This is a genomic window from Pseudaminobacter sp. Soil_N_29, assembly GCF_057656055.1.
On the sequence record NZ_JBDGLC010000002.1, the window covers coordinates 235,829 to 262,522 of the forward strand.

Annotated in this window: 26 protein-coding genes and 2 tRNA genes; 19 read left to right on the forward strand and 9 right to left on the reverse strand. The window is 62.2% G+C overall.

Going from position 1 to position 26,694, the window contains the following annotated elements:
- The first annotated feature begins 182 nt into the window (after positions 1 to 182).
- On the forward strand, positions 183 to 1,490 hold the full coding sequence (purB, locus tag AC3A4H_RS07110; RefSeq protein ID WP_487766077.1) for an adenylosuccinate lyase: 1,308 nt from the start codon (positions 183 to 185) through the stop codon (positions 1,488 to 1,490).
- Positions 1,491 to 1,600: 110 nt separating this feature from the next.
- Here the strand turns inward: purB and AC3A4H_RS07115 are convergent, their stop codons facing one another.
- Positions 1,601 to 2,413 carry a VOC family protein gene (locus tag AC3A4H_RS07115; RefSeq protein ID WP_487766078.1) on the reverse strand — a complete coding sequence of 271 codons (813 nt, stop codon included), beginning with the start codon at positions 2,411 to 2,413 and terminating at the stop codon, positions 1,601 to 1,603.
- Between the two features lie 261 nt (positions 2,414 to 2,674).
- On the opposite strand from AC3A4H_RS07115, the gene AC3A4H_RS07120 reads away from it, so the two are divergent.
- Positions 2,675 to 3,229: an RBBP9/YdeN family alpha/beta hydrolase gene (locus AC3A4H_RS07120; protein ID WP_487766079.1), complete on the forward strand. Its 555-nt coding sequence runs from the start codon at positions 2,675 to 2,677 to the stop codon at positions 3,227 to 3,229.
- A gap of 38 nt (positions 3,230 to 3,267) precedes the next feature.
- On the opposite strand, the gene AC3A4H_RS07125 is transcribed toward AC3A4H_RS07120, so the two are convergent.
- Together AC3A4H_RS07125 and AC3A4H_RS07130 are read right to left on the reverse strand one after the other, a co-directional pair.
- Entirely contained in the window at positions 3,268 to 4,077 is an 810-nt protein-coding gene (locus tag AC3A4H_RS07125) for an HpcH/HpaI aldolase family protein (protein ID WP_487766080.1), read from the reverse strand.
- 104 nt (positions 4,078 to 4,181) lie between these two features.
- Positions 4,182 to 4,502, reverse strand: coding sequence for a DUF1476 domain-containing protein (locus tag AC3A4H_RS07130; RefSeq protein WP_487766081.1), 321 nt, complete (start codon positions 4,500 to 4,502; stop codon positions 4,182 to 4,184).
- A 270-nt stretch (positions 4,503 to 4,772) separates the two neighbouring features.
- On the opposite strand from AC3A4H_RS07130, the gene purC reads away from it, so the two are divergent.
- The 8 genes from purC (at position 4,773) to AC3A4H_RS07170 (ending at position 10,894) form a co-directional block, all read left to right on the forward strand.
- Positions 4,773 to 5,540, forward strand: a complete 768-nt coding sequence (gene purC, locus AC3A4H_RS07135; protein ID WP_348777024.1) for a phosphoribosylaminoimidazolesuccinocarboxamide synthase — start codon at positions 4,773 to 4,775, stop codon at positions 5,538 to 5,540.
- A 69-nt stretch (positions 5,541 to 5,609) separates the two neighbouring features.
- Positions 5,610 to 5,852, forward strand: a complete 243-nt coding sequence (gene purS, locus AC3A4H_RS07140; protein WP_348777708.1) for a phosphoribosylformylglycinamidine synthase subunit PurS — start codon at positions 5,610 to 5,612, stop codon at positions 5,850 to 5,852.
- A gap of 228 nt (positions 5,853 to 6,080) precedes the next feature.
- Positions 6,081 to 6,290 carry a hypothetical protein gene (locus AC3A4H_RS07145; RefSeq protein WP_487766082.1) on the forward strand — a complete coding sequence of 70 codons (210 nt, stop codon included), beginning with the start codon at positions 6,081 to 6,083 and terminating at the stop codon, positions 6,288 to 6,290.
- Positions 6,287 to 6,973, forward strand: coding sequence for a phosphoribosylformylglycinamidine synthase subunit PurQ (gene purQ, locus AC3A4H_RS07150; RefSeq protein ID WP_487766083.1), 687 nt, complete (start codon positions 6,287 to 6,289; stop codon positions 6,971 to 6,973). Before AC3A4H_RS07145 ends, purQ begins: the two co-directional genes overlap by 4 nt.
- 68 nt (positions 6,974 to 7,041) lie before the next feature.
- Positions 7,042 to 7,455, forward strand: coding sequence for a hypothetical protein (locus AC3A4H_RS07155; protein WP_487766084.1), 414 nt, complete (start codon positions 7,042 to 7,044; stop codon positions 7,453 to 7,455).
- Positions 7,456 to 7,609: 154 nt separating this feature from the next.
- Positions 7,610 to 9,826 (forward strand): phosphoribosylformylglycinamidine synthase subunit PurL, encoded by a 2,217-nt coding sequence (purL, locus tag AC3A4H_RS07160; RefSeq protein ID WP_487766085.1) that lies wholly within the window; start codon positions 7,610 to 7,612, stop codon positions 9,824 to 9,826.
- Positions 9,827 to 9,847: 21 nt separating this feature from the next.
- Positions 9,848 to 10,606, forward strand: coding sequence for a membrane-anchored protein (locus AC3A4H_RS07165; protein WP_487766086.1), 759 nt, complete (start codon positions 9,848 to 9,850; stop codon positions 10,604 to 10,606).
- 54 nt (positions 10,607 to 10,660) lie between these two features.
- Positions 10,661 to 10,894, forward strand: coding sequence for a BolA/IbaG family iron-sulfur metabolism protein (locus AC3A4H_RS07170; protein ID WP_348777030.1), 234 nt, complete (start codon positions 10,661 to 10,663; stop codon positions 10,892 to 10,894).
- A gap of 3 nt (positions 10,895 to 10,897) precedes the next feature.
- Here the strand turns inward: AC3A4H_RS07170 and AC3A4H_RS07175 are convergent, their stop codons facing one another.
- The gene (locus tag AC3A4H_RS07175) at positions 10,898 to 11,677 is read right to left on the reverse strand and encodes a phosphodiester glycosidase family protein (RefSeq protein ID WP_487766087.1); all 780 of its coding nucleotides are present in this window, start codon (positions 11,675 to 11,677) and stop codon (positions 10,898 to 10,900) included.
- A 189-nt stretch (positions 11,678 to 11,866) separates the two neighbouring features.
- Here AC3A4H_RS07175 and grxD point away from each other — a divergent pair, with 189 nt between their 5' ends.
- On the forward strand, positions 11,867 to 12,196 hold the full coding sequence (gene grxD / locus AC3A4H_RS07180; protein WP_348777032.1) for a Grx4 family monothiol glutaredoxin: 330 nt from the start codon (positions 11,867 to 11,869) through the stop codon (positions 12,194 to 12,196).
- Between the two features lie 259 nt (positions 12,197 to 12,455).
- Positions 12,456 to 13,697 carry a multidrug effflux MFS transporter gene (locus tag AC3A4H_RS07185; protein WP_487766088.1) on the forward strand — a complete coding sequence of 414 codons (1,242 nt, stop codon included), beginning with the start codon at positions 12,456 to 12,458 and terminating at the stop codon, positions 13,695 to 13,697.
- Positions 13,698 to 13,703: 6 nt separating this feature from the next.
- Here AC3A4H_RS07185 and ttcA read toward each other — a convergent pair whose 3' ends face one another.
- The gene (gene ttcA, locus AC3A4H_RS07190; protein WP_487766089.1) at positions 13,704 to 14,561 is read right to left on the reverse strand and encodes a tRNA 2-thiocytidine(32) synthetase TtcA; all 858 of its coding nucleotides are present in this window, start codon (positions 14,559 to 14,561) and stop codon (positions 13,704 to 13,706) included.
- A gap of 133 nt (positions 14,562 to 14,694) precedes the next feature.
- Positions 14,695 to 16,488 (reverse strand): aspartate--tRNA ligase, encoded by a 1,794-nt coding sequence (aspS, locus tag AC3A4H_RS07195; RefSeq protein ID WP_487766090.1) that lies wholly within the window; start codon positions 16,486 to 16,488, stop codon positions 14,695 to 14,697.
- Between the two features lie 199 nt (positions 16,489 to 16,687).
- On the opposite strand from aspS, the gene AC3A4H_RS07200 reads away from it, so the two are divergent.
- Positions 16,688 to 17,974, forward strand: a complete 1,287-nt coding sequence (locus AC3A4H_RS07200) for an MFS transporter (RefSeq protein WP_487766091.1) — start codon at positions 16,688 to 16,690, stop codon at positions 17,972 to 17,974.
- Positions 17,975 to 18,000: 26 nt separating this feature from the next.
- Entirely contained in the window at positions 18,001 to 19,155 is a 1,155-nt protein-coding gene (gene rnd, locus AC3A4H_RS07205) for a ribonuclease D (protein ID WP_487766092.1), read from the forward strand.
- A gap of 52 nt (positions 19,156 to 19,207) precedes the next feature.
- Here the strand turns inward: rnd and guaB are convergent, their stop codons facing one another.
- A complete protein-coding gene (guaB, locus tag AC3A4H_RS07210) occupies positions 19,208 to 20,710 on the reverse strand; it encodes an IMP dehydrogenase (protein WP_348777038.1) in 1,503 nt (500 codons plus the stop codon).
- A gap of 403 nt (positions 20,711 to 21,113) precedes the next feature.
- Between guaB and AC3A4H_RS07215 the strand changes: the two genes are divergently transcribed.
- The 3 genes from AC3A4H_RS07215 (at position 21,114) to radC (ending at position 23,386) form a co-directional block, all read left to right on the forward strand.
- Positions 21,114 to 21,611: an Lrp/AsnC family transcriptional regulator gene (locus AC3A4H_RS07215; RefSeq protein WP_487766093.1), complete on the forward strand. Its 498-nt coding sequence runs from the start codon at positions 21,114 to 21,116 to the stop codon at positions 21,609 to 21,611.
- A gap of 140 nt (positions 21,612 to 21,751) precedes the next feature.
- Complete coding sequence (gene map / locus AC3A4H_RS07220) at positions 21,752 to 22,579, forward strand: type I methionyl aminopeptidase (protein ID WP_487766094.1); 828 nt, start codon at positions 21,752 to 21,754, stop codon at positions 22,577 to 22,579.
- A gap of 51 nt (positions 22,580 to 22,630) precedes the next feature.
- Positions 22,631 to 23,386: a RadC family protein gene (gene radC, locus AC3A4H_RS07225; protein ID WP_487766095.1), complete on the forward strand. Its 756-nt coding sequence runs from the start codon at positions 22,631 to 22,633 to the stop codon at positions 23,384 to 23,386.
- Between the two features lie 96 nt (positions 23,387 to 23,482).
- On the opposite strand, the gene tig is transcribed toward radC, so the two are convergent.
- On the reverse strand, positions 23,483 to 24,961 hold the full coding sequence (tig, locus tag AC3A4H_RS07230) for a trigger factor (RefSeq protein WP_487766346.1): 1,479 nt from the start codon (positions 24,959 to 24,961) through the stop codon (positions 23,483 to 23,485).
- A 373-nt stretch (positions 24,962 to 25,334) separates the two neighbouring features.
- Between tig and AC3A4H_RS07235 the strand changes: the two genes are divergently transcribed.
- Together AC3A4H_RS07235 and AC3A4H_RS07240 are read left to right on the forward strand one after the other, a co-directional pair.
- Positions 25,335 to 25,419 (forward strand) — tRNA-Leu (locus AC3A4H_RS07235).
- A 227-nt stretch (positions 25,420 to 25,646) separates the two neighbouring features.
- A complete protein-coding gene (locus AC3A4H_RS07240) occupies positions 25,647 to 26,096 on the forward strand; it encodes an NUDIX domain-containing protein (protein ID WP_487766096.1) in 450 nt (149 codons plus the stop codon).
- 273 nt (positions 26,097 to 26,369) lie between these two features.
- On the opposite strand, the gene AC3A4H_RS07245 is transcribed toward AC3A4H_RS07240, so the two are convergent.
- Positions 26,370 to 26,446: transfer RNA gene (locus AC3A4H_RS07245), tRNA-Asp, on the reverse strand.
- Between the last annotated feature and the right edge of the window lie 248 nt (positions 26,447 to 26,694).

A 26,694-nucleotide genomic window follows, 5' to 3' on the forward strand; every position in this document is an offset into this window, starting at 1 on the left:
CTTCGCGCAACTGATTGGCGGCGGTCACGTCGATTTCTCCTCTGGCAGGCTTGCCAGATAACGCCAAGAGGCCGATTTGGATGCATATACGGCTCCCCTGTGCGCTATTCCGCCCGGCGCATTGAGCAAAGGGGCGCCGTCTGTTAGGACGCGGCCAATCAACGCTTAACGGACAGCTCGACATGATCCCCCGCTATTCGCGCCCCGAAATGGTGGCCATCTGGTCGCCGGAAACCAAGTTCCGCATCTGGTTCGAGATCGAGGCCTATGCTTGCGACGCGCTGGCCGAGATCGGCGTCATCCCGAAGGAGGCTGCAAAGACGATCTGGGAAAAGGGCGGCGCAGCCAAGTTCGACGTGGCGCGCATCGATGAGATCGAAGCCGTCACCAAGCACGACGTCATCGCCTTCCTGACGCATCTGGCGGAATTCATCGGCCCCGACGCCCGCTTCGTCCACCAGGGCATGACCTCGTCGGACGTGCTCGACACCACCCTCAACATCCAGCTCGTACGCGCGGCCGACCTGCTCCTGGCAGACATGGACCGCGTTCTGGCCGCGCTGAAGACGCGCGCCTTCGAACACAAGGACACGATCCGCATTGGCCGCAGCCACGGCATCCATGCCGAGCCGACCACGATGGGCCTCACCTTCGCCCGCTTCTATGCCGAGATGTCCCGCAACCGGGCGCGCCTGGTCGCGGCGCGCGCCGAAATCGCCACCGGCGCCATCTCCGGCGCGGTCGGCACCTTCGCCAACATCGATCCCTATGTTGAAGAATATGTCTGCCAGAAGCTCGGTCTCGCGCCGGAGCCGGTTTCCACGCAGGTCATCCCGCGCGACCGGCACGCCATGTTCTTCGCCACGCTCGGCGTCATCGCCTCCTCCATGGAGAACATCGCGGTCGAAATCCGCCACATGCAGCGCACCGAGGTGCTGGAGGCGGAAGAATTCTTCTCGCCCGGCCAGAAGGGCTCTTCGGCCATGCCGCACAAGCGCAACCCGGTGCTGACGGAAAACCTCACCGGCCTTGCCCGTCTGGTGCGCATGTCGGTCACGCCAGCGATGGAAAACGTGGCGCTCTGGCATGAACGCGACATCAGCCATTCCAGCGTCGAGCGCGCCATCGGCCCCGACACCACGATCACCCTCGACTTCGCGCTGAACCGGCTCGCCGGCGTCGTCGAGAAGCTGGTGATCTACCCCGAAAACATGTTGAAGAACCTGAACAAGTTCCGGGGTCTTGTGCATTCGCAGCGGGTGCTTCTGGCACTGACGCAGGCCGGCGCAAGCCGCGAGGACGCCTATCGCCTCGTCCAGAGAAACGCCATGAAGGTCTGGGAAGAAGGCAAGGATTTCCTTGAGGAACTTTTGGGCGACCAGGAAGTCCGGGCCGCGCTTTCCGAGGAAGAAATCCGCGAGAAATTCGACCTCGGCTATCATACCAAGCATGTCGATACTATCTTCAAGCGGGTGTTTGGGAAGAGCTGATCTCGCGTGACCATAAGGTTTATGGCGACGTGCCGCTAAACCCTCCCAAAAGACAGGAAAAGGGCCTGCACTCCAGCGCAGGCCCTTTTCTTCTTTGCTATCGATCGCCGTCAGGCCTCGTCGGGCACCGTCTTGATGACCGTGCCCCAAGGGTCTTCCCGAGTCTCGTTCGTCTGAGCTGTCGCCGAACGCATCTCAACCCAGCTCAGGCCGGTACGGCCGGCGTCGCGCTTGCCCGCATGCGGGCTCTGCCACGAATTGGCGCCGATGTGATGGTGATAGCCGCCGGACGACAGGAACACCGCCTGCGCGCCGTATTCGGCCACGGTGTCGAAGCCGAACTCTTTGTGCCACCAGGCCTCGGCTTCCTTGGGGTCGCCGACGCGCAGGTGCACATGGCCGACAACGCTGTTTTCCGGCGCGCCCTTCCACTCGGCATTGTCGGCCGGCACGGAGGCCACGATGTCAGGAACGTTCAGGCCGATGGTCGCCATCTCCACATGCGGGCCTTTCCACGTCCAGCTTTCAGCCGGGCGGTCGACATATATTTCGATGCCATTGCCTTCCGGATCTGTCAGGTAAAGCGCCTCGCTGACCAAGTGGTCGGAAGCGCCGTCGACCGGAATGCGCTTTTCGACAGCATGCTTGATCCAGCGGCCGAGGTCGGCCCGCGAGGGCAGCAGGAAGGCGGTGTGGAACAGGCCGGCGCTGCGCGGATCATCCGGCTTTGCGGCCGCGTCCTTTTCAATATCCAGCAGGGGGCGGTCGCCCGCCCCTAGCGTGATTACGGTCCCATCTCGCGACAGTTCTTCGAGGCCGACCACCGCACGGTAATAAGCGGCAAGATTTTCGGCGTCCTTAGCCCGCAAACCAACGCGGGAGACGCTGATCGGTGTGGTGGCGGCAAATGGCAGTGCACTCATGGTGGGCTCCGTTTGGCCGGTTCTCACCGTGGCCCCAAGGGCGAGCAAAACGGTGCCACCGACCAGTTCGCGTCGTGTCAGTTCAAAATCCATTGTTCGTCCAACACGGCTGTTTCGTCACCTCATAAATCGGCGACATTGATCGTTCACACAAGCCGGCAAGCAGCGAACAGCGCGTTCACTATTTCGAGCCAGCCCACCGGAGGCGCGATACGCCTGCGGGCAGTTGCGCTAGCAATGCACCATCGTTACATGACGGCCATGAAGGTCAAAGACGCAGACATCCTCATCGTTCCCGGCTACACCAATTCCGGGCCGGACCACTGGCAGAGCCGGTGGGAGGCGAAACTTTCCACGGCGCGGCGCGTGCAACAGGCCGAATGGTCGAAGCCGGTGCGCGACGATTGGACAGCCCAAGTGGCCCGCGCCGTGAACGAAGCGGAGAAGCCGGTGGTGTTCGTCGCCCATTCGCTCGGCGTGCCCACGGTCGTCCAGGCCATTCCGCTGTTCCGGAAGCCGATTGCAGGCGCCTTCTTCGTGGCGCCGCCGGATGTCGCCAATCCCGACATCCGCCCCAAGCACCTGATGACCTTCGGTCCCTACCCGCGCGATCCGTTGCCGTTTCCTTCCGTGGTGGTGAGCAGCAGCAACGATCCGTTCTGCTCGCAAGAGGTCGCGGCAGACATCGCCGCGGCATGGGGCTCGCACCTGATACATGCAGGCGATGCCGGCCACATAAACACGGACGCCGGTTACGGCCCGTGGCCGGAAGGCTCCATGGCCTTCGCGAACTTCCTGACCCGCCTGCCGGGATAACTGACCGCCGTTTGGCAGCCAGACCGCCGCCCCGGAGATCAGTAGCCTGACGAACCGCCGGCTTTCCCTGCTTTCGGCCGACCAAGGCTGTTTCGCGCGGCCGTGAGCAGGCTTTCGGCCCCCAGCGCGATGTAGCGCTGCTCGGTGCCGAGCGCCAGAAAGCGATAGCCCATCTCCACGAAGCGCCCGCTCATGCTGGCATCGACCACATAGATGCCGGCGTGCTTGCCCGCTGCCCCGGCTCTCGCAGCTATGCGCTCGACCGTGCCCATCATGTCTTCGAGCTTGCCGTCCACCGTTTCGCCTTCGGTCCAGGCGATGGAAAAATCGGCCGGCCCGACGAAAATGCCGTCGATGCCGGGGGTGGCCAAAATGCCGTCCAGCGCGTCAAGCGCCGCACGCGTCTCGATCATTGCGAAGGAGACGGTCGCTCCATTGCTTTCCCGCAGCCAGGCAACAGGGTCCTTGCTGCCCGCGCGAGGTGCCGCGAAGGTCGGTCCCCAGGAACGTTCGCCGACAGGCGGATATTTCATCGCCGCCGCGAAACGCCGCGCGTCGTCCACCGAGTTGACCATGGGCGCAATGACGGCCTCGGCCCCGAAATCCAGAGCGCGACTGGCCATGTCAAAACGCCCGACCGGCACGCGCACCACCGCATGGCGGCCCGCCGACGTCACCGGCACGATGCTGCGCAGCACGCTATCCTCATGGTGACCGCCATGCTGCATGTCCAGGGTTACGGCGTCGAACCCCTGAGCGGCGACAACTTCAACCGTAAGCGCGTCCGGTATGCCGGACCAGGCAGTGATCAGGGTTTCACCAGCGTTCAGACGGGATGCGAGGCTCATGTGCAACTCCTTGGATTCGCCACCATCTGAACCTGAAACCACCGGCAAGGCAAAGAAAAACCGCCCGGCAAGCGGGCGGTTTGTCAACTCAACTCTGAATTGCCTCAGGCCTTCTTGACCTGGGCGGCCGCGGTTGCCAGGAGTTCATCCATGGTGCGCCGGATCTGATGATCGGACTGATCGACACCAGCGGCGTCGAAGTCGCGGCGGATCTTGCGGAAGACGTCGTGGTCGCCGGCTTCCTCGATATCGGCCACCACCACTTCGGTGGCATAGGCCTCTGCCTCGGCGCCAGTCTTGCCGAGCTTCTCGGCGGCCCAGAGGCCCAGCAGTTTGTTGCGGCGGGCCACCGCCTTGAACCGCAATTCCTCATCCAGGACAAACTTCTTTTCGAAGTGTTCCTCGCGGTCCTTCATGCTGCTCATAGGCTAATCCTCCGGATCACATGCCGATTCGTAAAGCGAATATGGGTTGGTTCAGCAAAAATCAAAAGCCAACGGCACGGTCAATATCCATATTGAAAGGTGCCGGTGCGGCATTTCGCTTGCGAAAGCCGTTGATCGCGAAGATTTGTTGATTGAGCAAACGGCGCGTTTGGGATAGAGACCGCCTTGAGACCCGAACCGCCGCGCCCTGGCCGGCGAGATGCAGGGAGCGGCTTGTGCCGTACGCCCTTGAATCCAGAGAACAATGAGATGAAACATCGCCGCCGCATCTACGAAGGCAAGGCCAAGATCCTTTATGAAGGACCGGAGCCGGGCACGCTGATCCAGTTCTTCAAGGACGACGCCACCGCCTTCAACAAGAAGAAGCACGACATTGTCGACGGCAAGGGCGTGCTGAACAACCGCATCTCCGAGCACATCTTCACCCACCTCAACCGGATGGGCATTCCGACCCACTTCATCCGCCGCCTGAATATGCGCGAGCAGCTGATCAAGGAAGTCGAGATCATTCCGCTTGAGATCGTGGTGCGCAACATCGCCGCCGGATCGCTCGCCAAGCGCCTTGGCATCGAGGAAGGCACCGTGCTGCCTCGCTCGATCATCGAGTTCTACTACAAGGCCGACGCGCTCGACGACCCGATGGTCTCGGAAGAGCACATCACCGCCTTCGGCTGGGCGAGCCCGCAGGAAATCGATGACATCATGGCACTGGCCATCCGCGTCAACGACTTCCTCTCCGGCCTGTTCCTCGGCGTCGGCATACAGCTGGTCGACTTCAAGATCGAGTGCGGCCGCCTGTTCGAGGGCGACATGATGCGCATCGTCGTGGCCGACGAGATCTCGCCCGACTCGTGTCGTCTGTGGGACGTCAACACCCAGGACAAGCTCGACAAGGACCGTTTCCGCCGCGACATGGGTGGGCTTGTGGAAGCCTATCAGGAAGTCGCCCGCCGCCTCGGCATCATGAACGAAAACGAGGCGCCGCGCCCCAACGGCCCGGTCCTCGTAAAGCACTAAACCAAATCCTCGGGCGCGTCCAAAAACGCGCCCGAACAACTTTAGACGACTTCCCGGAGTGAAATGCCCGTGATCAAGGCCCGCGTCACCGTCACCCTCAAGAATGGCGTGCTCGACCCGCAAGGCAAGGCCATCGAACATGCTCTCGGCAGCCTCGGCTTCGAAGGCGTTGGGCAGGTCCGCCAGGGCAAGGTGTTCGACATCGAGATCGCAGGCACCGACGCCGCCAAGGCCGAGGCCGACCTGAAGGCGATGTGCGACAAGCTGCTGGCGAACACGGTTATCGAGAACTATAGTGTGTCCATAGCCTGAGGTTGGAAACCGGAGGGTGTAGTGACGAATGAACTGCTCTTTCGGGAATTGCTGAGGATCGACCAAGGTCTCGAGGCACTGAACCATGAGCTGTTGCAATCGTTGGAGCTGCTCCGAAATCTAAATCGGGACCTATCTCAAGGACGAGACCGGATCGAAGCAGCGAAAAGACTTTGGCGTTCTCCATCATAGCCGAGGGGTCGAATGACAGAAGTCACGAATGACCTGATGTATGAATTGCTGAAGCGCATTCATTCAGATCTCTCCGAAGCGAGATTCGACCTCCAGGAGATCAAGCGGCGAATGACCGGCGCGGAGGAAGCACTCGCAGGTGTGAACCGAAGACTGGATCGCCACGAAGACCGCCTCGACCGCATAGAACGCCGTCTCGAACTGCGCGAACTCGCCGAAACGCAAAGGCCTTACGAACCGAAATGAAATCTGCCGTCGTCGTCCTCCCCGGCCTCAATCGCGACCGTGACATGATCGCGGCGCTGACCAAGATCTCGGGCACCGCACCTGCCACCATCTGGCAGACCGACACCGACATTCCCGATGTCGACCTGATCGTCATTCCGGGCGGCTTCTCCTACGGAGACTATCTGCGCTGCGGCGCGATTGCCGCCCGCATGCCTGTCATGCGCGCCGTGGCCGAAAAGGCGGCCAAGGGCGTTCAAGTGATCGGCGTGTGCAACGGCTTCCAGATCCTGGTCGAGGCCGGAATGCTGCCCGGCGCCCTGATGCGCAATACCTCGCTGAAGTTCGTCTGCCGCGAGGTGAAGCTGCAGGTGGCCAACGCCAACACGGCCTTCACTCATCGCTACCAGCCGGGCCAGATTATCCGCTGCCCGGTGGCGCATCACGACGGCAACTATTTCGCAGACGCCGAAACTCTGGCGCGGATCGAAGGCGAAGGCCAGGTGGTGTTCCGCTATGCCGAGGGCACCAACCCCAACGGGTCGATCAACGACATTGCCGGCATCGTCAATGCCAAGGGCAATGTGCTCGGGCTTATGCCGCACCCCGAAAACCTGATCGAAACGGCCCATGGCGGGACGGATGGTCGCGGCCTGTTTGAAAGCGTGCTTGGCGGCGCCCGGCGCGAACTTGTGGACGCCTGACAACCCGACGGGATCCATCCCCTTCCAGCCCTCCTGTGCCAACCCGTTTGAAAGGCGAATGTCGCGGCATGAAGAAGCTTTGCATGGTGCCCGCAGTGTTTTCGGCGCTGCTTGCGCTTGGTGCTTGCCAGTCGGGTTCAAAGCCTCCGACGTCGAATGCCGTCTCGGGCAAGAGCGCCTCGCTGCGAGCCATGGAGCAGGTGGCCATCGCCGCGCACAGATGCTGGTTTGCCAGCAAGGACCCTGCCTTCAAGCCCTATCGCATGGCCAACGAACTGAACGCATTCGGCGGCACGCCGCGCTTCCTGCTGGTCCCGGCCAAGAATTACGGTGGCCTGCCGCTCCTAGTCGTACAGGCGCGCGGCAACTCCAGCCGGGTCGAGCATTTCGGTCCGCTGACGGCAGAGCCGCTCGGCGCGCGCATCAATGCCGATCTGGCTCGCTGGTCCAGCGGCAACAGCGATTGCGGCAGCGCGGCATGACGGATGAGCGAGGGACCGACGGAGCGGAGAGGTCCCCTGCCCGCCTGCTTTCACCCGCTATCTTGTGCCATGCGTCATCGCAATTCTTGCAGACCTTGGCATTTCACGCTTTAGGAAGCTTCCGAAGCCGAACTGACGGAAAAGGCCCCCGACCATGACCATTTCCAACACCGTGAAGATCACGGAAGAGCTGATCGCATCGCATGGGCTGAAGCCCGACGAATACCAGCGCATCCTCGACCTCGTCGGGCGCGAGCCGACCTTTACCGAGCTTGGCATCTTCTCGGCGATGTGGAACGAGCACTGCTCGTACAAATCCTCCAAGAAATGGCTGCGCACCCTGCCCACCACGGGCCCGCAGGTCATCCAGGGGCCGGGCGAGAACGCCGGCGTCGTCGATATCGGCGACGGCGACTGCGTGGTCTTCAAGATGGAGAGCCACAACCACCCCTCCTACATCGAGCCCTATCAGGGGGCGGCCACCGGCGTCGGCGGCATCCTGCGCGACGTCTTCACCATGGGCGCGCGGCCGATCGCGGCGATGAACGCGCTGCGCTTCGGCGAGCCGGACCACCCCAAGACCAGGCATCTGGTTGCCGGCGTCGTGGCTGGCGTGGGCGGCTACGGCAACTCCTTCGGCGTGCCGACGGTGGGCGGCGAGGTCAATTTCGACGCGCGCTATAACGGCAACATCCTGGTCAACGCTTTTGCGGCCGGTCTCGCCAAGACCGATGGTATCTTCCTGTCCAAGGCCGAGGGTGTGGGCCTGCCGGTGGTGTATCTGGGCGCCAAGACCGGCCGTGACGGTGTCGGCGGCGCCACCATGGCCTCTGCCGAGTTCGGCGACGACATCGAGGAAAAGCGCCCCACAGTGCAAGTGGGCGACCCATTTACCGAGAAGTGCCTGCTGGAAGCCTGCCTTGAGCTGATGGCCTCGGGCGCGGTCATCGCCATCCAGGACATGGGTGCGGCCGGCCTGACCTGCTCGGCAGTCGAAATGGGCGCCAAGGGCGACCTCGGCATCGAGCTCGACCTCGACATGGTGCCGGTGCGCGAGGAGCGCATGACCGCCTATGAGATGATGCTCTCGGAAAGCCAGGAGCGCATGCTGATGGTGCTGCGCCCCGAAAAAGAGGAAGAGGCCGAGGCGATCTTCCGCAAATGGGGTCTCGACTTCGCCATCGTCGGCAAGACCACCGACGACCTGCGCTTCCGCGTGCTGCACCAGGGCGAAGAAGTCGCCAACCTGCCGATCAAGGAACTCGGCGACGAGGCGCCCGAATATGACCGCCCCTGGGTCGAACCGAAGAAGCGCGAGCCGCTGGCCAAGGACGACATTCCGCAAGCTGACATTGCCGACGCACTGTTGAAGCTGCTCGGCAGCGCCGATCTTTCCAGTCGCCGCTGGGTGTGGGAACAGTATGACACGCTGATCCAGGGCAATTCGCTGCAGCTTCCCGGCGGCGATGCCGGCGTCGTGCGCGTGGAAGGTCACCCGACCAAGGCACTCGCCTTCTCCTCCGACGTCACGCCGCGCTACTGCGAGGCCGATCCTTACGAGGGCGGCAAGCAGGCCGTGGCCGAATGCTGGCGCAATCTCACCGCCACTGGCGCCGAGCCGCTGGCCGCCACCGACAACCTGAATTTCGGCAATCCGGAGCGCCCTGAAATCATGGGGCAATTCGTCAAGGCAGTGACGGGCATCGGCGATGCCTGCCGCGCGCTCGGCTTCCCGATCGTTTCTGGCAACGTGTCGCTTTACAATGAGACCAACGGCCAGGGCATTCTGCCCACGCCCACAATCGCCGGCGTCGGCATCATCCGGGACTGGTCGAAGATGGCGCGCATCGGTTTTGCGGCCGAAGGCGAAGCCATTCTGCTCGTGGGCGCGCCAGCTTCCTGGGGCACGCATCTGGCGCAGTCGGTCTATATGCGCGACATCCATGGCCGCACCGACGGCCCGCCGCCAGCGGTGGATCTCGAACACGAGAAGAAGGTGGGCGATTTCGTCCGCGCGCTGATCAACGAGGGCGTCGCCACCGCCGTGCACGATCTCTCGGACGGTGGACTGGCAGTCGCACTTGCCGAGATGGCCATGGCTTCCGGCATCGGTGCAACCGTCAACCAATTGAACGACTTGTCCCCGATTCCTGCCTTCTTCGGCGAGGACCAGGGCAGATATCTGGTGACCATCCCGCGTGATCGCGTGGACTGGTTCGTGCAGGAGCGCCTCAAGGGCACGGGCGTGTCCGCGCCCTTGATCGGAACGACGGGCGGCACCGAATTGAAGCTGGCGCAAGCCCGTGCAATACTCGTGTCAGAACTGCGCGAGGCACATGAAACCTGGTTCCCGCGTTTCATGGACAGCTGATTGCAGACGCGGAGGGCGTCGGTGGGCTATTCCAAGGTCAGAAGAACGATCAAGGAAGCGCTAGTCTACCGGTTCTCTCGCCCTCGCCCGCCCCGCCATCCTACACCGTTCAGCGGGCCGGTGCTGGTCATCGGCTCGGCCCCTGCGTCAAACCTGCCCGAAGGCTTCGATGAGCGTTTTTCGGTTCTCACCGTCAACGGCTCGCAGGCAATCGCGAAGCAATGGGGCATCCGCAAACCCCACGCGACCTTTCTGCAGTTCAACCAAATAGAGGGCACGAACGACAACGCCATTGCCGTGCGTCGAGTTCTCGAGGGCGAAGAGACCGGTCTTCTCCATGTGATACGCTGGCCCTTCGAGGAACAACGATTGCGCGACGGTCTGGCCGCCTTCAACTATCGCTATGACGAATTGCGGCTGGTCGACCAGTACCAACGCATGGCGCTGCGCGAAGCAGTCATGGGCAAACGCCACAGCGAACTGGACAATGCGCGGAAGTTCTCGAACGGCATAACCGCAGTGCTCTATGCGCTCCACAGCGAGGCGCAGGCGGTCGTCATCTCGGGGATCAATCCCAGGTCCAGCGGCCATGCCTATAACGACCTCGGCTTGCCAAGACTTCACGGCGACATGGACCTCTCGATCCTGCTCGAGCTTCATTCCCGCGGCGTCGGGCTTTTTACCGCGGATCCCGAAGTCGCCACCTCTACCGGGTTGCCACTGTGGCCGGGCATATCCGGGCTTGCCGGCATAGCGGCCACTGAGCCACGCCGTGATTGACCTTGTTCCGCGCAACGGCCATATCTGAGGCAGAGTGAACTTGGAGACTTCTTCATGGCAATGGACGCACACGACATCGAAAAGCTGATCAAGGACGGCATCCCCGATGCAAAGGTGACCATCCGCGACCTTGCCGGAGATGGCGACCACTATGCTGCCGAGGTCGTGGCTGAAAGCTTCCGCGGCAAGAGCCGTGTCCAGCAGCACCAGATGGTCTACGAGGCCCTGAAGGGCAACATGGGTGGAACGCTCCACGCGCTCGCCCTTCAGACCAGCGCTCCGGAGTAAGCACTAGCCTTTGGGAAAAACCGCAAGGATCGGTCCCACCGGGTAGACGCCACCGATCAGCGTCTCCCGGCCATTTGAAAGGGCCGAAATCGCACCATCGAAATACAACGCGTTCGGACATTCGAGCGCGTCCCGAAACAGGCGCCCGAAACTGCCGAAGCTCACCGGCTTGCGCGAGATCGCCAGCACCACCGTGTGATCATCGCGCACGCCCACGCCGTTGCGGATGAAGCGCGACGAACCGTTTTCCTCGAAGCGAGGATGCAGCTTTCCATCGATGACCAGAAGCGGCCCGGACTGAGTGGCAAATGCAACGTCTTTCGGCGAAGCGGCGGCATAGGCTAATGATTCGGCGATCGTGGCCGTCCCATCCGCAGCGATGCTGAACACGCCGTTGGGCTTCATGAAGAAGTTGCCCTGGCCATCCGCCAACTCAATGGGGCTCGTCTGCCTACCCTCTTCGACCAGCAGGCCGACGGGTGACATGTCTTCGTGATACATGCCGGCGTTCATCGAAAGCAGCGGTCGCCTGCCCTGCCCGGCCAATGTCGCGTCAAATGCCTTCAGCGATCGGAAGGGCTTGCCGTCCTTTTCGGCATGGAAAAGCGCGATCTCATGGGCCCGCAGGTCGATCTCGCAAACAAGATGCTCGACGCCCTCAAACAGCAGTTCTCGGCACAGATCGGGAATTGTCGGACCACCCGCCACGACACGCGAGGGTTGACGCACCAGCCAGGCAAGTGCAATCGCGGCCAAGCCGATAGCCAGAAGCGCGGTCGCCACGGGCTTGGCGCGCCCCACTGAGCGATCTGACCTTCGGGAACCGCCTCGATTTGACATTTCATGCATGGCTGGGGCGCTGGTGGCCAACTTGTCCGGTGTCAGGAGCCTGACTTGTCTCACCCGTCCATCGGGGTTATTTGAGGGGTTAGGGTATGGCCCTGCGCAGTGGGCGACGAAAGGCGAAATCAGATGAGCATCAAGGATTACATCGACAACGAGGTCAAGACCAACGACGTTGTCCTCTTCATGAAGGGCACGCCGGGGTTCCCGCAGTGCGGCTTTTCCGGGCAGGTCGTGCAGATTCTCGACTATGTCGGGGTCGACTATAAGGGCATCGACGTTCTGACCTCCATGGAGCTGCGCCAAGGCATCAAGGATTATTCCAACTGGCCGACGATTCCCCAGCTTTACGTGAAGGGCGAGTTCGTCGGCGGATGCGATATCGTGCGCGAAATGTTCCAGGCCGGCGAGCTGCAGAGCCTTTTCGAAGGCAAGGGCGTGGCAACCAGAGCCGCCTGAGTGGCTGCATTGCGGAAGCCTTTCCGCAGGTCGGTTCGAAGCTTCCGTTTCAAGGCGCCGGAACCCCGGCGCCTTATAGTGTTTGAATTGATTTATATGGCCTCGCCTTCGGCGCGGCCCCGCCGGCCACGATGCCCTGCGTGACTTTCCCGTTTTCGCATCTTGCCGCCTTTGTTTTGCCAATGCCTTGCCGGAAAAGCCTGATCGCACCCACGATGTGTGTCGGAGGCTGCAGTTGGCCCTTTGACGGAATGACAGAATGGACGCTTCGACGACAATCAAAGAGCCGCGTCTGCAAGGCGTGGGCAAGGTAGAATTCATCGGCATGATGGCGATGCTGATGGCGCTCAATGCGCTCGCCATCGACATCATGCTGCCCGGCCTGCAACAGATCGGTGCAAGTCTGGGCGTCGAAAGCGAAAATCACCGGCAATACGTGATTTCGGCCTATCTGCTCGGCTTCGCCTTCGCGCAACTCGTCTATGGCCCGCTGGCCGACCGTTTCGGCCGGCGCCTGCCGCTGCTTTTCGGGCTTGGCATCTATGTCGCCGCGGCCCTGGCCGGCGCTTTCGCGCCCACCTTTGCCGCGCTGCTGCTGATGCGTGTTGCCCACGGCATAGGTTCAGCGGCCACGCGCGTCATCAGCGTGTCCATAATCCGCGACGTGTTCGGCGGCCGGAAGATGGCCGAGGTCATGTCGCTGGTGATGATGGTGTTCATGATCGTGCCGGTCGTCGCGCCGGGAACGGGCCAGGTCATAATGATCTTCGGCGAGTGGCACCTGATCTTCGGCTTTATGGCCGCGATGGGCATTGCGGTGACGATATGGGTCTATCTGCGCCTTCCGGAGACGCTCGACCCTGCTGATGTCAGGCCGTTCACGTTGACGTCGGTCCTGCGCGGCTTCGGCATCGTGCTCGGCAACCGCGTGGCGCTTTGCTACACGCTGGCCAGCGCCTTCGTGTTCGGCGCGCTTTTCGGCTTCATCAATTCGGCCCAGCAGGTCTATGTCGGCATCTATCAACTGGGTGCGATGTTTCCGGTGGCCTTCGCGGCCGTCGCCATGTTCATGGCGCTGTCCTCGTTCCTCAACTCGCGGCTCGTGGTGCATCTGGGCATGCGCAGGCTGTCGCACGGTGCGCTGCTCGGTTTCACGACCATCAGCGCCATCTGGTTCGGCCTGTCGCTGTTCGGGGTCATCCCATTCCCGCTGTTCCTGGTGCTTTTCGCGCTGGCCATGTTCCAGTTCGGCCTCATCGGGTCGAATTTCAACGCGTTGGCCATGGAGCCGCTGGGCCATGTGGCCGGCACGGCTTCCTCCGTGCTGGGCTTCATGGGCACGGCCGGCGGCGGCGTCATCGGCGCGCTGATCGGGCAGGCGTTCGACGGCACCACGACCCCGCTCGCCGCCGGCTTCTTCGCCGTCTCCATCATCGGGCTGATCTTCGTGCTGATCGCGGAAAAGGGCCGGCTGTTCCAGGCCCAGCACAAACCGGCCTAACCGGCCTTACGCCGCTTCCGGCATCATGAGGCCGGCAAAGTCGAACAGCTTGCGGTCGAGCAGATGGCTCGGCCGCACATTGGTCAGCGCACGGATCATCGTGTCCTTGCGGCCGGGCATGCGCCGCTCGATGTCGTCCAGCATCGCCTTCATCGCATTTCGCTGCAGGCCTTCCTGGCTCCCGCACAGGTCGCAGGGGATGATGGGAAACTGCATCGCTTCGGCAAATTTCGCCAGGTCGGCCTCGGCGCAATAGCTCAGCGGCCGCAGCACCAGCGTGTCGCCCTCGTCGTTCAACAGCTTGGGCGGCATGGCGGCAAGCCGGCCGCCATGAAACAGGTTCATGAAGAAGGTTTCGAGGATGTCCTCGCGATGGTGGCCGAGCACAAGCGCAGAGCAGCCCTCCTCACGCGCGATCCGATAGAGATGACCGCGCCGCAGGCGCGAGCAGAGCGAGCAGTAGGTCTTTCCCTCATCGATCTTGTCGGTGACGACCGAATAGGTGTCCTGATATTCGATCCGATGCGCGATGCCGTGCCTGTCCAGGAAGTCTGGCAGGATGTGCTTGGGAAAGTTGGGCTGGCCCTGGTCGAGGTTGCAAGCGAGCAGTTCCACCGGCAGCAAGCCGCGCCATTTGAGATCCAGCAGCAATGCCAGCAGTCCGTAGGAGTCCTTTCCGCCGGACAGCGCCACCAGCCAGCGTTCGCTCGGCTTGACCATGGCAAAATCGTCCAGCGCCTGGCGCGTCTGCCGCAGCAGGCGCTTGCGCAGCTTGTTGAACTCTACGCTCGACGGCGTGTCGCGGAACATCGGGTGGCAGGCATCCCCGTCCTCATCGACGATCAGTTCCGGCGTGATGTTCATGGGGCGTGGCACCTTGATGGGCTTCGATTCCGCACGGATTAGAGCAACGCGCCGCCAAAGAAAAGGCCGCCTCGAGGGCGGCCCTTTCGCATTCGCCATTTTGTGAGTCACGCCTGCGTGCGCAGGCGGCGGCTCAGGCTTCTTCCTTCTTCGGAAGAACGACACGCAGCGACAGCTCGCGAAGCTGGGCTGGCGTGGCCTCGGAGGGCGCGTTCATCAGCAGGTCCTGCGCCTGCTGGTTCATCGGGAACAGCGTCACCTCGCGCAGGTTCTTGGCGCCGACGAGCAGCATGATCACGCGGTCGATGCCGGCGGCCATGCCACCATGCGGCGGCGCGCCATACTGGAACGCGCGATAAAGCCCGCCGAAATGCTCCTCAACCTCTTCGCGCGACTTTCCGGTCAGCTCGAACGCCTTGACCATGACTTCCGGCAACTGGTTGCGGATGGAGCCGGAGGCGATCTCGAAGCCGTTGCAGACGAGGTCGTACTGATAGGCCTTGATGGACAGCGGATCCTGGCCGTTCAGCGCCTCCAGGCCGCCCTGCGGCATGGAGAACGGGTTGTGGGCGAAGTCGATCTTTTCTTCTTCTTCCAGCCACTCATAGAACGGGAAGTCGACGATCCAGCACAGCTCGAAGCGATCGCGGTCAACGAGGTTGAGTTCCTCACCGGCGCGGGTGCGGGCCTCGCCTGCGAACTTGTAGAACTTGGCCGGCTCACCGGCGACGAAGAAGCAGGCGTCGCCATCATCCAGGCCGAGCTGAGTGCGGATGGCCTCGGTGCGCTCTTCGCCGATATTCTTGGCGATCGGGCCTGCGCCTTCGAGCTTGTCGCCCTCCTTGCGCCAGAAGATGTAGCCCAGGCCCGGCTGGCCCTGGCTCTGCGCCCACGAATTCATGCGGTCGCAGAAGGCGCGCGAGCCGCCGGTCTTGGCGGGAATGGCCCAGACCTCGACCTTCGGGTTGGCGGCGATCATGCCGGCGAACACCTTGAAGCCGGAACCGGCGAAATGCTCGGTGACTTCCTGGATCTCGATCGGGTTGCGCAGGTCCGGCTTGTCGGTGCCGTAGGTGCGCAGCGCAGTGTCATAGGGAATGCGGCGGAACTGCTGCGTGACCGGCTTGCCTTCGGCAAACTGCTCGAACACGCCGCGCATGACCGGCTCCATCGTGTTCCAGATGTCTTCCTGGGTCACGAAGCTCATTTCCAGGTCGAGCTGGTAGAACTCGCCCGGCAGGCGGTCGGCGCGCGGGTCCTCGTCTCGGAAGCAGGGCGCGATCTGGAAGTAGCGGTCGAAACCGGCGACCATCAGCAGCTGCTTGTACTGCTGCGGCGCCTGCGGCAGCGCGAAGAACTTGCCGGGATGAATACGGCTCGGCACCAGGAAGTCGCGAGCGCCTTCGGGCGACGAGGCTGTCAGGATCGGCGTCGAATATTCCGTGAACCCGATCTCGTTCATACGCCGGCGCATGTCGGCGATGATCTTCGTGCGCGCGACGATGTTCTTGTGCAGCGTCTCGCGGCGCAGGTCGAGGAAGCGATATTTCAGGCGGATGTCTTCGGGATAGTCCGGCTCGCCGAAGACCGGCAGCGGCAGCTCCTTTGCCGCCGACAGCACTTCCATGTCCTTGGCGAAGATTTCGATCTCGCCGGTTGCGAGATTGGCATTGATCGTGTCGGGCGTGCGCGCCTTCACTTCGCCGTCGACGCGAATGACCCACTCGCCGCGCACGGTCTCGGCAATCTTGAAGCAGGGCGAATCCGGATCGGCGACGATCTGTGTGAGGCCGTAGTGGTCGCGCAGGTCGATGAAGAGCAGACCGCCATGGTCGCGAACGCGATGGACCCATCCCGACAGGCGGACGGTGGACCCGACGTCTGATTTTCTCAACTGTGCGCAGGTATGGCTGCGATAAGGGTGCATGGTCAAAATCCGGTCAGGGGTGTTGGATCGGCCGCGCCGACGCATTCGCGTTCGGCTCGAAAATTTGGGGCGAAAAGCGCATGTGCACTGTGTTTTGTCAAGGCAATGGCGTCCTTTGGCCCAATCCTGGGCGATATTGCCGCTGGCAATCCCAAGGTGGTTGGTCCACTACTCTTATTTTGCCAACCGAATGTTGATTATGTCTTCAATTCGCCCGTTGATCCCGCTTCTTATTGCCGCCGGCATTCTTCTAGGGGGCAATGGTCTGCAAGGCACCCTTATTGCCTTGCGAGGTGCGCAGGAGGGCTTCTCCGCCTCGATCATCGGCTTCATGGGAACGGCCTATTTCGCCGGTTTCCTGCTCGGCTGCATCGCCATCTCGCGGATCATGAAATCGGTCGGCCACGTTCGCGCGTTCTCGGCATTGGCCGCGATTGCTTCGGCAGGAACACTGCTTCTCATCCTGGTCATCGACCCGGTGATGTGGTCGGTCATTCGTTTCGCCACCGGCTTCTGCTTCGCCGGGCTGTTCACCGTCATGGAGAGCTGGCTGAATTCAGGTGCCCAGAACCACGACAGGGCGCGGGTGCTGGCAATCTACCGCATCGTGGATATCGGCTCGGTGACCGGCGCGCAGTTCATGATTCCCGTTTTCGGTGCCGATGGCTTCGCCATCTTCGCCATCATGTCGATCATGATCACGCTGTCGCTGGTGCCCATCTCGCTCGGCGACAGGTCGAACCCCAAGCCGCCGGAAGATGTGAAGCTCGATCTTGCCCGGGTCTGGCGCATCTCGCCACTGGGCTCCATCGGCTGCATCGCCGTCGGCGTGACCAACAGCGCCTTTCGCACGATGAGCCCCGTCTATGCCGAACAGATCGGCATGTCGGTCACCGACGTCGTGACCTTCATCAGCGTGGGAATCATCGGCGGCGCACTGATCCAGTATCCGCTGGGCCACCTTTCCGATCGCTGGGACAGACGCAAGGTGTTGTTGATGACGACCACCCTTGCGATGCTCTCCACCCTCGCGCTGGCTTTCCTGGCCGGCAGCGCTCCACTTGCAAATTTTGCTCTGGTCTTCGTCTTCGGCTCCTTTGCGATGCCGCTGTTTTCACTGTCCGCCGCGCATGCAAACGACCGCGCCGGCAAGGACGAGTTCGTCCTGGTGAACGCCGCTTTGATGCTGTTCTATTCCATCGGAGCGATAGTCGGGCCCTTTGCGGCCTCTGCGGTCATGGAACAGATGGGGCCCCATTCGCTTTTTGCGTTCATGGGCTGCGTTTATGCCATCTTCGTCGTGATCACGCTTTACCGCATGGGCGTTCGTGAAGGCGTGCCGGAAAGCGAGCGTGGCCGCTTCATAGCGCTTCTGCGCACGTCGACGATTTTTGCCCGCCTGGCCCGGCGCAAGGCAGACGAGACTGCGGAGCCCGCACTTGCCTCGCAGCGCTTGACGAATGCCTCTCAGACTGAAAGGAAATGACTTCCATTTCCAGCCAAAGAACTTTCATGCACATCATAACGACCCAGAAAGAGCTCGAAGTGGCGATTGCCGCGCTCGAAAAGTCGAGCTTCGTGACCGTCGACACCGAGTTCATTCGCGAGACGACCTTCTGGCCAGAGCTCTGCCTGATCCAGATGGCAGCCCCTGGCGTCGAGGCGCTGATTGATCCGCTGTCGCCGGAGATCGACCTGAAGCCGTTTTTCGCCCTGATGGCGAACGAGGCAGTGACCAAGGTGTTTCACGCTGCCCGACAGGACATCGAGATCATCTTCCACCTAGGCGAGCTGATTCCGCACCCGGTTTTCGACACCCAGGTGGCCGCAATGGTCTGCGGATTTGGTGACAGCGTTTCCTACGACCAACTGGTCCAGAAAGTGACCGGCGCGCATCTCGACAAGTCGTCGCGCTTCACCGACTGGCGCCACAGGCCGCTTTCGGACAAGCAGCTGGCCTACGCGCTGGCCGACGTCACGCATCTCATCGAAGTCTACCAGCATCTCAAGGCCCAACTCGAGCGCGCCAACCGCGCTCACTGGCTCAATGAGGAGATGGAGATCCTGACTGCGCGGGAAACCTACGACCCGCATCCGGACGACGCCTGGAAGCGCCTCAAGATGCGTCTGCGCAAGCCGATGGAACTGGCGGTGGCGCAGTCTGTCGCGGCATGGCGCGAACGAGAGGCCCGCGAACGCAACGTGCCCCGCGGCCGCGTGCTGAAAGACGACGCCATCTTCGAAATCGCCCAGCAGCAGCCCCGCGATGCCGCGGCGCTGTCGCGCCTGAGGACGGTGCCGAAGGGCTGGGAACGCTCGTCCACCGCAACTGCATTGCTGGAAGCGGTCAACCGTGCGCTGCAACTGCCGAAGGAGCAGCTTCCGAAGCTGCCAAAGTCGCAGCCGGCGCCCGAGGGGAGCAGCGCAGCCGCAGAGCTTCTCAAGGTTCTGCTGCGCCAAATCTCCGAGAAGGAGGGCGTGGCCGCAAAGGTTCTGGCGTCTGGAGACGACATCGACCGCATTGCAGCGCTTGGCGAGGAGGCCGACGTGCCGGCCATGCATGGCTGGCGGCGGGAAGTGTTCGGAAACGTCGCCGCGCAACTGGTGCGCGGAGAGATCGCGCTGAAGTTCGACCACCGCAAGGTGGTGGTCTTCGAAACCAAATAGGTTTTCGAGCCTTCGAGCGGGTCCGCCCCGCTCGAAGGCATTCGTTCAAACCTTAGAAACTGCCCGGGTAGTTTGGGCTTTCCCGCGTGATCGCCACGCCATGCGCATGGCTTTCGCGCAGGCCGGCGTTCGAAATCCGCACGAAGGTGGCGCGCTCGCGGAATTCCGCCAGATTGCCCCCGCCGACATAGCCCATCGCCGCTCTCAACCCGCCCGTAAGCTGATGCAGGACGCCGGCCACCGGCCCCTTGTAGGGCACCTGCCCTTCAATGCCTTCCGGAACCAACTTCAGCGTGTCGCGAACCTCCGCCTGGAAGTAGCGGTCGGCCGAACCGCGCGCCATGGCACCGACGGAGCCCATGCCGCGATAGGCTTTGAACGAACGGCCCTGATGGAGATAGACCTCGCCCGGGCTTTCATCCGTGCCGGCCAGAAGAGAGCCGATCATGGCCGCGGTGGCGCCGGCGGCCAGCGCCTTTGCCAGGTCACCGGAGAATTTGACACCGCCATCGGCAATGACGGAGACGCCTGCCTTCTGGGCGGTTTCCACCGCCGCCATGATTGCCGAAAGCTGCGGAACGCCGACGCCGGCGACAATGCGCGTGGTGCAGATGGAACCGGGCCCGATGCCGACCTTCACCGCATCCGCACCGGCATCAATCAGCGCCTTGGTGCCGTCGGCCGTTGCGACATTGCCCGCCATGATACGTACGGCATTGGAAAGCTTCTTCACGCGGCTGACGGCGTCGAGCACGCGCTGCGAATGGCCGTGCGCGGTGTCGATGACCAGCAGGTCCACACCGGCGTCGATCAGGCGTTCTGCACGTTCGAAGCCGTCGTCGCCGACGCTGGTGGCGGCAGCCGCCCGCAGGCGCCCTTGCGCATCCTTGCTGGCATTGGGATTGAGCTGGCTCTTCTCGATATCCTTGACGGTTATCAGGCCGACGCAGTTGCCGTGCATGTCGACAACCAGCAGCTTCTCGATCCGGTGCTGGTGCAGCAGCCGCTTGGCCTCGGTCTGGTCGACGCTTTCGCGGACCGTAACCAGGTTTTCGCGCGTCATCAGCTCCGACACCGTCTGATTGGGATCGTTGGCGAAACGCACGTCGCGGTTGGTCAGGATGCCAACGAGCCGCCCGGTGCGGTGGCCGCCCGTGCCACCCTTTTCCACCACTGGAATGCCGGAAATGCCATGTGCGCGCATCAAGGCCTGCGCATCGGCAAGCGTGGCATCAGGGCCGATGGTGACGGGATTTACCACCATGCCCGATTCGAATTTCTTGACCTGCCGCACCTGCTCCGCCTGCTCTTCAGGCGAGAAATTGCGATGGATGACACCGATGCCGCCAGCCTGCGCCATGGCGATGGCGAGGCGTGCTTCGGTCACGGTATCCATGGCCGCAGAAAGAATGGGGATGTTCAGCTCTATGTCGCCGGCAATCACCGTGCTCACGTCGGTCTGCCCGGGCATGATCTCCGAGTGACCGGGCTGAAGCAGCACGTCGTCAAAAGTCAGCGCCATCACGCCGGTTGCGGTTTCGATGATCTTTGCCATGACAAGCCCTCAATACAGGAAACGCGCGCTAACGCTCGGAGGAGCAGCGCTGACTCTTCTGTTTCCTTCAGGAATGGCAAGGGCTCGTATCACGTCCGCCGCTCGATGAAAAGCGGCTCGGGATACACTTTTTAGGCAATTGCGAATCCGGAGCGGCTGGCAGAGATGATGCCGGCTTCAAGCCCCCCGCCCGAAACCGGCACCACCGTCGGGAGACCGGCGCATCATCGGATATGCTTCCGACGGTTCCCGGCCCCGCGGCGCCGCAGCGGAAAGCTCCAGCACCGGTGGGCAAGTTGCCCCGCCGCCCACGACGGGTCAACTCCTCAAAGCGGGGACTCACAATTGACAAGAGAGAAACCGATCCGCCATTTGTCCGGCCATCGATTCATTCGGGCATGCCATGAGCACCATAAAACTCGATCCGATCGACCTGCGCATTCTCAATGCCGTGCAGCGAAACGGGCGAATTACCAAGGAAGAACTTGCCGAGCAGGTCGAGCAGTCTCAGGCTCTCTGCTGGGCACGGCTGAAGAGGCTTGAAGAGGCCGGCGTGGTGAAGGGCTACCACGCCACGGTGGCGATGCGTCAGGTGGCGCCAGTAGCGACGGTGCTGATGGAAGTGACGTTGAGCGCTCATCGCCAGGTGGATTTCGAGCGCTTCGAACAGGCGATCAAGGAAGTTCCCGAGATTGTCGCGTGCTGGTCGGTTGGCGGCGGTGTCGACTACATGCTGAAGATCGTTGCCCGCGATATCGAAGGCTACCAGCGGCTCGTCGACGATCTGCTCGCAAGCCAACTCGGCATAGACCGCCATTTCACCTACATCGTCATCAAGACGGTGAAGGACGAAGGCGCGCTCCCACTGGAGCGGCTCGTCCCCGATGACATTGGCGCCTAGAGCGACGCCGATTCGCTCCGATATGCGGCCTTTTGGTCGCTCCTGGCCTGTTTGGACTTGAAGCCAGCGCGATCAGGTGTCACATCAGGGCGGTCGCGGGCGTATTCGCCCATCGCTCTTTCGACATGCAGGTCATTTCCATGGTTACCTATCTGGACGCCGCTTCGGCCCCGCTACGCAATACAGGTCAGATCCGCCTCTATGGCGAGGAAGCCTTTGCCGGCATGCGCAAGGCCTGCAATCTGACCGCGCGTTGCCTCGACGAGCTTGTCGACGTGGTGAAGCCCGGCGTGACCACCAATGACATCGATCGCTTCGTGTTCGAGTTCGGCATGGATAACGGCGCCCTGCCCGCCACGCTGAACTATCGCGGCTATACGAAATCCACCTGCACATCGATCAATCATGTCGTGTGCCATGGCATCCCCGACGACAAGCCCCTGCGCGAGGGCGATATCGTCAATATCGACGTTACCTACATTCTCGACGGCTGGCATGGCGATTCCAGCCGCATGTATCCGGTTGGCACCATCAAGCGCGCCGCCGAGCGCCTGCTCGAGGTGACGTATGAATGCCTTGTGCGCGGCATCGCAGCCGTTCGGCCCGGCGCCCGCACTGGAGCAATCGGCGCCGCGATCCAGACCTATGCCGAAGGCGAGCGCTGTTCCGTGGTGCGCGATTTCTGCGGCCACGGCGTGGGGCAGCTTTTCCACGACGCGCCCAACATCCTGCACTACGGCAGCCCGAACGAAGGCGTCGAGATGCGCGAGGGCATGATCTTCACCATCGAACCGATGATCAATCTCGGTCGCCCGCACGTAAAAGTGCTTTCCGACGGCTGGACGGCCGTTACCCGCGACCGCTCGCTCTCCGCACAATACGAGCACACAGTGGGCGTGACCTCGACAGGCTGCGAGATTTTCACCTTGTCGCCCAAGGGACTCGACCGCCCGGGCCTGTCTTCCTAATATCCCCCAGGTCGCCGCTGATGCGGCGACACTTTTTGGGGGAAACGTGGCATGACCGATGACCACGAGGACGAGCGAGGGCTGTTTGCCGAGCAGCCATTGCCGCCCATCAAACCCGCCGCGATGCGGGTGGCAAAGCCGCACTATCTCGGCCACAGGCAGCGGCTGCGCGAACGGTTCCAGCAAGCCGGTCCCGATGCGATTTCCGACTACGAATTGCTTGAACTGCTTCTGTTCCGCTCAATCCCGCGCGCGGACACCAAGGAGCGCGCCAAGGCGCTGCTGAAGCGGTTCGGCTCGCTGGCGGAAGTGCTCGGGGCGCCCGAGCACCTGTTGCGCGAGGTCGAAGACATCGGCGAAGGCGCCGCCATGGACCTCAAGATCGTTGCGGCCGCCGCACAGCGCATGGCGCGCGGCCAGATCGAGGGTCGCGAGATTCTTTCTTCATGGAACCATGTGCTCGACTATTGTCGCGCGGCGATGGCTTTCGAGGCGCGAGAGCAGTTCCGCATCCTGTTCCTCGACAAGAAGAACACCCTGATCGCCGACGAAGTGCAGCAGACCGGCACCGTCGACCACACCCCGGTTTATCCGCGCGAAGTGGTGCGGCGCGCGCTGGAGCTTTCGGCCACGGCCATTATCCTCGTGCACAACCACCCGTCGGGCGATCCAACCCCGTCTCGCGCCGACATCGACATGACCAAGACGATCATCGAGGCCGCACGCCCGCTCGGCATCGCCGTGCACGACCACATCATCATCGGCAAGAAGGGCTACGCCAGCATGAAGGGGCTGCTTTTGATCTGAGCTTCGGAGCCGCAATAACCCCTGCCTTCGAAATGGTGGGCAAGAAAAAAGGCCGCTCGATCGAGCGGCCTTTTCCTGTGTCGAAGCGACAGCGCCTTATTCGGCGTCGCCTTCCTTGGCGGCCTTCTTCTTCGGCGCAGCCTTCTTCTTCGGCTCTTCGGCGCCGGCTTCGTCAGCCTTCTTGGCCGAGGCCTTCTTCGTCTTCTTCTCGGTCTTGGCTTCGCCGGCGGACTCTTCCTCGTCCTCGGCCATCAGCTCTTCCTTGCTCACCTTCTGGTCGGTGACGGAGATCTGGGTCAGCAGATGGTCGATAACCTTCTCCTCGAACAGCGGCGCGCGCAGCGAGGCCAGCGCATTGGCGTTGTTGCGATAGAACTCGAAGACTTCCTGCTGCTGGTTGCCCGGGTAGCGGCGCACGACGTCGAACAGCGCGCGCTGCATTTCCTCGTCGCTCACCTGGACGCCGGCCTTCTCGCCAATTTCGGCAAGCACCAGGCCCAGACGCACGCGGCGCTCGGCCAGGCGCTGGTATTCGGCGCGGGCTTCCTCTTCCGTCGTCTCTTCATCGGCAAAGGTGCGGCCGGCAGCCTCCAGATCGCGCTGAACCTGGTTCCAGATGTTGTTGAACTCGGTGTCGACGAGATTCGACGGAGCTTCGAACTTGTAGCCCTCGTCGAGCTGGTCGAGCAGCTGACGCTTCACCTTCTGGCGGGTCATCGCGCCGAACTGGCTCTCGATCTGGCCGCGCACGATCTCGCGCAGGCGCTCGAGCGATTCGAGGCCGAGATTCTTGGCGGTCTCGTCGTTGATCTCGAGTTCACCCGGCTTGGCCACTTCCTTGACGGTCACGTCGAAGGTGGCTTCCTTGCCGGCGAGCTCTGCAGCGCCGTAGTTTTCCGGGAAGGTCACGGTGACGAGCTTCTCGTCGCCGGCCTTGGTGCCGATCAGCTGGTCCTCGAAGCCGGGGATGAATTCCTTGGAACCGAGCACCAGCGGCTGGTCGCTGCCTGTGCCGCCGTTGAACGGCGTGCCGTCGATCTTGCCGACATAGTCGATGGTGACGCGATCGCCTTCTTCGGCCTTGCCTTCCTTGGGCTCATAGGAGCGCGAGGATTCGGCAATGCGCTTGACCTGCTCCTCGACTTCCTCTTCGGGCACGTCGAAGACTTGGCGCGTAACCGCGATCTTGGAGAAATCCTGGATTTCGATGGTCGGGATGACCTCATAGGCGAGCTGGAACTCGAAGTCGGCGCCGCCGGCCAAGATCTTCTCGGCTTCCTTCTCGTCCTCGGTCATGGTGACTTCGGGCTGCATGGCAGCCTTTTCACCGCGCTCGGCGAGAATCGAGCGAGTCGAGTTCGACAGGATCTCGTTGACCACCTCGGCCATGAACGACTTGCCGTAGACCTTGCGCAGGTGCTGCATCGGCACCTTGCCCGGGCGGAAGCCGTTGAGGCGCACCTTGTCCTTGGCATCCGCAAGTCGTTCGACGAGCTTGGACTCCATTTCGCCAGCCGGCACGATCACCTTGATTTCGCGCTTAAGACCGGAATTGAGTGTTTCGGTAACCTGCATCATCAAACCTTTGTTTTCACGAATGCCGCCTGACCAACGGCTCCATGCCGCTCGACCTGCGGGTGTTCTCGTGGCGGGCATTCCTTCGGTGCGGGTGAATCAACTGTTCCGGGACGGTTCCATCCATCGGGTATCAATTGCCCTCAGAGCGCTCCGAGAATATGGGTAAGTCGTTGTTTTGCCTGCTTCTTACCACATACGTCCGAAGCGTGAATTTATAACCCGTCACATTTGACACGCCTTTTGTCACACACGGACCGATTTTTCAACACTCTTCACGCGCTCCAACCGGCTCATTTCCGCGCGATTCAACCATTTAACGCACCGGCGCGACATTGACAGAGTGACGACTACATGAGAATGCGAGCGGGATGCGGATGTGGCGGAATTGGTAGACGCCCCGGATTTAGGTTCCGGTGCCGAAAGGCGTGGGGGTTCGAGTCCCTTCATCCGCACCATTTGGCTCCAAGACGCGCGGAATCAGGCTTGCAGCAGCGGGCTTTTTCGCTCAGGTCTCAGAGAGGGATTTCGCTCCAGTTGCGAAAGACAAACAGCGGCAAGCGGTTTGCCCTTTTCAACTCAGAAACAGATTACACATCAAGTATTGCCGGAAAGCGTCGCCAAGGCCAACCGCGGCAGATCGCGCGCATCGCCTCGGCCCGCAGGTTCAGGACCAGTAGCGACTATGGCTGACAAACCCATCGCCCATGCCGAGGATGGCCGCCCCATCTATGACAACACGCCCACCGTTGTTGCCGTTCTTGCCACGAACGACGAAGGTCAGTTGCTGGTGATCAGGCGCGCCAACCAGCCCGGATATGGGTTGCTTGCGCTGCCCGGCGGCTATCACATGCGCGGCGAAACCTGGCAAAGGGCCGGCGCCCGCGAAGTATTCGAGGAAACGGGGTACAGAATCGATCCCGCCGCACTCCGCCTCGTCTCGATGGAGACCGACGAATACGGCAACAATCTCGTCATTGCCCGCGCCACACAACTGATCGCAGGAGGCGGGCATGGCGACGGCGAGGCAATGGAGGTGCTGTTCGTATCGGAAGCGGGCCCGGCCGGCGAATGGGCATTCCCCCGCCACCATGCTGCGGCAGCAAAAGTCCTCGAAGAACTCGGCGAATCGTAACCGCCCTGCCCCATCCATATGCTCGCACGGCGCGCCAGCCGATCACCTGAAGGCGATTCGCCCAAAGATCCCCAAGGCGTCTCAACCCATCAGAGCGCTCAAGGGCCCCGCAAGCACCTTGGCACCCTGCTATTCTGCCCGCGATTCTCGGAGACCTTGAGAGCGCCTTGGTTTGCGGCAACAGATCGGAAAGTCAGGTTATGAGGCTTCCTCATCCGGCCGCTCCGCAGTAGGCACATGTTCAGGGAAGCAGCCATATTCAGGCTGAAACAATGGCGCGAGTGACGGGGCTCGAACCCGCGACCTCCGGCGTGACAGGCCGGCACTCTAACCGACTGAGCTACACCCGCGCTTCGGACGTGACCCGGTTCGGTTCGCGTCGCTGGAAGCAGCCATTACGGTGTTCGCAGGCCACTGTCAACAAGCCAAAACTCGCCGCGAAGACGATCCGTGGACAAGGCCGCGTGACCTTTGGTCAACTTGATTTTTCAGGAGAACAGCTTGTTATAAGCTTTTGAAAAATGGCGCGAGTGACGGGGCTCGAACCCGCGACCTCCGGCGTGACAGGCCGGCACTCTAACCGACTGAGCTACACCCG

Excerpts from the sequence above, each read along its gene's own strand:
- purB (WP_487766077.1), top strand. The coding sequence starts at position 183 with ATGATCCCCCGCTATTCGCGCCCCGAAATGGTGGCCATCTGGTCGCCG.
- AC3A4H_RS07115 (WP_487766078.1), bottom strand. The coding sequence starts at position 2,413 with ATGAGTGCACTGCCATTTGCCGCCACCACACCGATCAGCGTCTCCCGC.
- AC3A4H_RS07120 (WP_487766079.1), top strand. The coding sequence starts at position 2,675 with ATGAAGGTCAAAGACGCAGACATCCTCATCGTTCCCGGCTACACCAAT.
- AC3A4H_RS07125 (WP_487766080.1), bottom strand. The coding sequence starts at position 4,077 with ATGAGCCTCGCATCCCGTCTGAACGCTGGTGAAACCCTGATCACTGCC.
- AC3A4H_RS07130 (WP_487766081.1), bottom strand. The coding sequence starts at position 4,502 with ATGAGCAGCATGAAGGACCGCGAGGAACACTTCGAAAAGAAGTTTGTC.
- purC (WP_348777024.1), top strand. The coding sequence starts at position 4,773 with ATGAAACATCGCCGCCGCATCTACGAAGGCAAGGCCAAGATCCTTTAT.
- AC3A4H_RS07145 (WP_487766082.1), top strand. The coding sequence starts at position 6,081 with ATGTATGAATTGCTGAAGCGCATTCATTCAGATCTCTCCGAAGCGAGA.
- purQ (WP_487766083.1), top strand. The coding sequence starts at position 6,287 with ATGAAATCTGCCGTCGTCGTCCTCCCCGGCCTCAATCGCGACCGTGAC.
- AC3A4H_RS07155 (WP_487766084.1), top strand. The coding sequence starts at position 7,042 with ATGAAGAAGCTTTGCATGGTGCCCGCAGTGTTTTCGGCGCTGCTTGCG.
- purL (WP_487766085.1), top strand. The coding sequence starts at position 7,610 with ATGACCATTTCCAACACCGTGAAGATCACGGAAGAGCTGATCGCATCG.
- AC3A4H_RS07170 (WP_348777030.1), top strand. The coding sequence starts at position 10,661 with ATGGCAATGGACGCACACGACATCGAAAAGCTGATCAAGGACGGCATC.
- grxD (WP_348777032.1), top strand. The coding sequence starts at position 11,867 with ATGAGCATCAAGGATTACATCGACAACGAGGTCAAGACCAACGACGTT.
- AC3A4H_RS07185 (WP_487766088.1), top strand. The coding sequence starts at position 12,456 with ATGGACGCTTCGACGACAATCAAAGAGCCGCGTCTGCAAGGCGTGGGC.
- ttcA (WP_487766089.1), bottom strand. The coding sequence starts at position 14,561 with ATGAACATCACGCCGGAACTGATCGTCGATGAGGACGGGGATGCCTGC.
- aspS (WP_487766090.1), bottom strand. The coding sequence starts at position 16,488 with ATGCACCCTTATCGCAGCCATACCTGCGCACAGTTGAGAAAATCAGAC.
- AC3A4H_RS07200 (WP_487766091.1), top strand. The coding sequence starts at position 16,688 with ATGTCTTCAATTCGCCCGTTGATCCCGCTTCTTATTGCCGCCGGCATT.
- rnd (WP_487766092.1), top strand. The coding sequence starts at position 18,001 with ATGCACATCATAACGACCCAGAAAGAGCTCGAAGTGGCGATTGCCGCG.
- guaB (WP_348777038.1), bottom strand. The coding sequence starts at position 20,710 with ATGGCAAAGATCATCGAAACCGCAACCGGCGTGATGGCGCTGACTTTT.
- AC3A4H_RS07215 (WP_487766093.1), top strand. The coding sequence starts at position 21,114 with ATGAGCACCATAAAACTCGATCCGATCGACCTGCGCATTCTCAATGCC.
- map (WP_487766094.1), top strand. The coding sequence starts at position 21,752 with ATGGTTACCTATCTGGACGCCGCTTCGGCCCCGCTACGCAATACAGGT.
- radC (WP_487766095.1), top strand. The coding sequence starts at position 22,631 with ATGACCGATGACCACGAGGACGAGCGAGGGCTGTTTGCCGAGCAGCCA.
- tig (WP_487766346.1), bottom strand. The coding sequence starts at position 24,961 with ATGCAGGTTACCGAAACACTCAATTCCGGTCTTAAGCGCGAAATCAAG.
- AC3A4H_RS07240 (WP_487766096.1), top strand. The coding sequence starts at position 25,647 with ATGGCTGACAAACCCATCGCCCATGCCGAGGATGGCCGCCCCATCTAT.